The organism is Spirillospora sp. NPDC048824 (assembly GCF_043198455.1).
Lineage (GTDB): Bacteria > Actinomycetota > Actinomycetes > Streptosporangiales > Streptosporangiaceae > Spirillospora.
Genome location: NZ_JBICUS010000049.1, coordinates 1 through 3,559, shown reverse-complemented (window position 1 = coordinate 3,559; position 3,559 = coordinate 1). Strand labels below are relative to the sequence as shown.

Genomic DNA, 3,559 nt, shown 5'->3' with positions numbered 1-3,559 from the left:
TGGTGTGGTTTTGGTGGGCCCGGTTGTTTTTTGAGAACTGCACAGTGGACGCGAGCATCTCTGGCGAACGATGATGCTGCCGTTGGGCTCCCTTTTTGGGGGTTTTTGGGTGGTGTTGTTGTTTGTCTGCGATTTGTTTTGATCGTTTTGTGTGTTCAAGTTTTTAAGGGCATACGGTGGATGCCTTGGCATCAGGAGCCGATGAAGGACGTGGGAGCCTGCGATATGCCTCGGGGAGTCGGCAACCAGACTTTGATCCGGGGATTTCCGAATGGGGAAACCTGGCACCCGTCATGGGGTGTCGCCGCCGTCTGAATGTATAGGGCGGTTGGTGGGAACGCGGGGAAGTGAAACATCTCAGTACCCGCAGGAAGAGAAAACAATTGTGATTCCGTGAGTAGTGGTGAGCGAAAGCGGAGGAGCCTAAACCGTGCGCGTGTGATACCTGGTAGGGGTTGCGTGTGCGGGGTTGTGGGACCATCTTGCTGGATCTACCAGTCTGGCGGAGAGTTATAAAACATCGTGGTAGTCGAATGGTTTGGGATGGCCGACCGTAGACGGTGAGAGTCCGGTAGGCGAAACTGCGATGTCTCTTGGGTGTGTTCCCGAGTAGCACGGGGCCCGTGAAATCCCGTGTGAATCTGCCACGACCACGTGGTAAGGCTGAATACTTCCTGGTGACCGATAGCGGATCAGTACCGTGAGGGAATGGTGAAAAGTGCCCCGGTGAGGGGTCGTGAAATAGTACCTGAAACCGTGTGCCTACAAGCCGTCAGAGCCTCCTCTGGGATCATTCGTGGTTCTGGTTGGTGATGGCGTGCCTTTTGAAGAATGAGCCTGCGAGTTATGGTGTGTGGCGAGGTTAACCGGTGGCGGGTAGCCGTAGCGAAAGCGAGTCTGAATAGGGCGTTTGAGTCGCATGCTGTAGACCCGAAGCGGGGTGATCTAGCCATGGGCAGGGTGAAGCGCCGGTAAGACGGTGTGGAGGCCCGAACCCACCAGGGTTGAAAACCTGGGGGATGACCTGTGGTTAGGGGTGAAAGGCCAATCAAACTCCGTGATAGCTGGTTCTCCCCGAAATGCATTTAGGTGCAGCGTTGCGTGTTTCTTGCCGGAGGTAGAGCTACTGGATGGCTGATGGGCCCTACAAGGTTACTGACGTCAGCCAAACTCCGAATGCCGGTAAGTGAGAGCGTGGCAGTGAGACTGCGGGGGATAAGCTTCGTAGTCGAGAGGGAAACAGCCCAGATCATCGGCTAAGGCCCCTAAGCGTGTGCTAAGTGGGAAAGGATGTGGAGTTGCTCTGACAACCAGGAGGTTGGCTTAGAAGCAGCCATCCTTGAAAGAGTGCGTAATAGCTCACTGGTCAAGTGATTCCGCGCCGACAATGTAGCGGGGCTCAAGCACACCGCCGAAGCCGTGGCGCTCAGGACTTGTGTTCTGGGTGGGTAGGGGAGCGTCCTGTAGCCGGTGAAGCCGCCGAGTGATCGAGTGGTGGAGGCTGCGGGAGTGAGAATGCAGGCATGAGTAGCGAATCACACGTGAGAAACGTGTGCGCCGGATGACCAAGGGTTCCTGGGGCAGGCTAATCCGCCCAGGGTAAGTCGGGACCTAAGGCGAGGCCGACAGGCGTAGTCGATGGACAACGGGTTGATATTCCCGTACCCGCTGGTATGCGCCAACGCTGAATCCTCTGATGCTAACCACCCGAACCGTGGTGTGGGCCTTCGGGTCTGCTTTGCGGGGAGCGTGGGGCCCGAGGGGGTAGTAGGTGAGTGATGGGGTGACGCAGGAGGGTAGCTCAGCCCAGGCGATGGTTGTCCTGGGGTAAGCATGTAGCCCGGTGTGCAGGTAAATCCGCATGCCGTTGAGGGTGAGATGTGATGCCGAGCCGTTTTAGGTGAAGTGAGTGATCCCATGCTGTCGAGAAAAGCCTCTAGCGAGTGTATCGGCGGCCCGTACCCTAAACCGACTCAGGTGGTCAGGTAGAGAATACCAAGGCGATCGGGTGAACTGTGGTTAAGGAACTCGGCAAATTGCCCCCGTAACTTTGGGAGAAGGGGGGCCATGTCTGGTGATGGAGTTTTCCTCCGGAGCTGGGTGTGGTCGCAGTGGCCAGGGGGAAGCGACTGTTTACTAAAAACACAGGTCCGTGCGAAGTCGTAAGACGCTGTATACGGACTGACGCCTGCCCGGTGCCGGAACGTTAAGAGGACCGGTTAGACCCTTTCGGGGGTCGAGGCTGAGAATCTAAGCGCCGGTAAACGGCGGTGGTAACTATAACCATCCTAAGGTAGCGAAATTCCTTGTCGGGTAAGTTCCGACCTGCACGAATGGCGTAACGACTTCCCCGCTGTCTCAACCACAGGCCCGGCGAAATTGCAGTACGAGTAAAGATGCTCGTTTCGCGCAGCAGGACGGAAAGACCCCGGGACCTTCACTATAGCTTGGCATTGGCGTTTGGAGCGTCTTGTGTAGGATAGGTGGGAGACTGTGAAGCCGGCACGCCAGTGTCGGTGGAGTCGTTGGTGAAATACCACTCTGGTCGTTTTGAGCGTCTAACCCGCGCCCGTGTATCCGGGTGGGGGACAGTGCCTGGTGGGTAGTTTAACTGGGGCGGTTGCCTCCTAAAGTGTAACGGAGGCGCCCAAAGGTTCCCTCAGCCTGGTTGGCAATCAGGTGGCGAGTGTAAGGGCACAAGGGAGCTTGACTGTGAGACGGACGTGTCGAGCAGGTGCGAAAGCAGGGCCTAGTGATCCGGCACCTACGTGTGGAAGTGGTGTCGCTCAACGGCTAAAAGGTACCCCGGGGATAACAGGCTGATCTTCCCCAAGAGTCCATATCGACGGGATGGTTTGGCACCTCGATGTCGGCTCGTCGCATCCTGGGGCTGGAGTAGGTCCCAAGGGTTGGGCTGTTCGCCCATTAAAGCGGCACGCGAGCTGGGTTTAGAACGTCGCGAGACAGTTCGGTCCCTATCCGCTGCGCGCGTAGGAGAATTGTGAGGGTCTGTCCCTAGTACGAGAGGACCGGGACGGACGAACCTCTGGTGTGCCAGTTGTCCCGCCAGGGGCACGGCTGGTTGGCTACGTTCGGTCGGGATAACCGCTGAAAGCATCTAAGCGGGAAGCCTTCCTCGAGATGAGTTCTCCCTTCCACCTTCGGGTGGGGTAAGGCCCCCAAGAGACGATTGGGTTGATAGGCCGGGGATGGAAGCGCGGTAACGTGTGGAGTCGACCGGTACTAATAGGCCGAGTGGCTTGAACACACATGACGTTCAATCCAAATCGCTGCCCGATGGCAAGAGTGTGTTCGCGTCCCTGTGTGGTTCTCAGGAAACAATCCTGGGGTGACCCGCAGCATTAAAAGAGAATATCGAGCCTGGCTCGGAACGTTGACTTGCCTGCCCCCGGGTGTTGTGGGGGTGGTGCGTTGAGACGTTCGGTGGTTTTGGCGAGGGGGAAACACCCGGTCCCATCCCGAACCCGGAAGTTAAGCCCTTCAGCGCCGATGGTACTGCATGGGAGACTGTGTGGGAGAGTAGGACACCGCCGGACTC

The 3,559-nt window shown here is 57.5% G+C and carries 2 rRNA genes; both read left to right on the top strand.

Going from position 1 to position 3,559, the window contains the following annotated elements:
* The first annotated feature begins 153 nt into the window (after positions 1 to 153).
* A 23S ribosomal RNA gene (locus tag ACGFIS_RS37370) occupies positions 154 to 3,268 on the top strand.
* Positions 3,269 to 3,440: 172 nt separating this feature from the next.
* Positions 3,441 to 3,557: ribosomal RNA gene (gene rrf / locus ACGFIS_RS37365) — 5S ribosomal RNA — on the top strand.
* Positions 3,558 to 3,559: the final 2 nt, after the last annotated feature.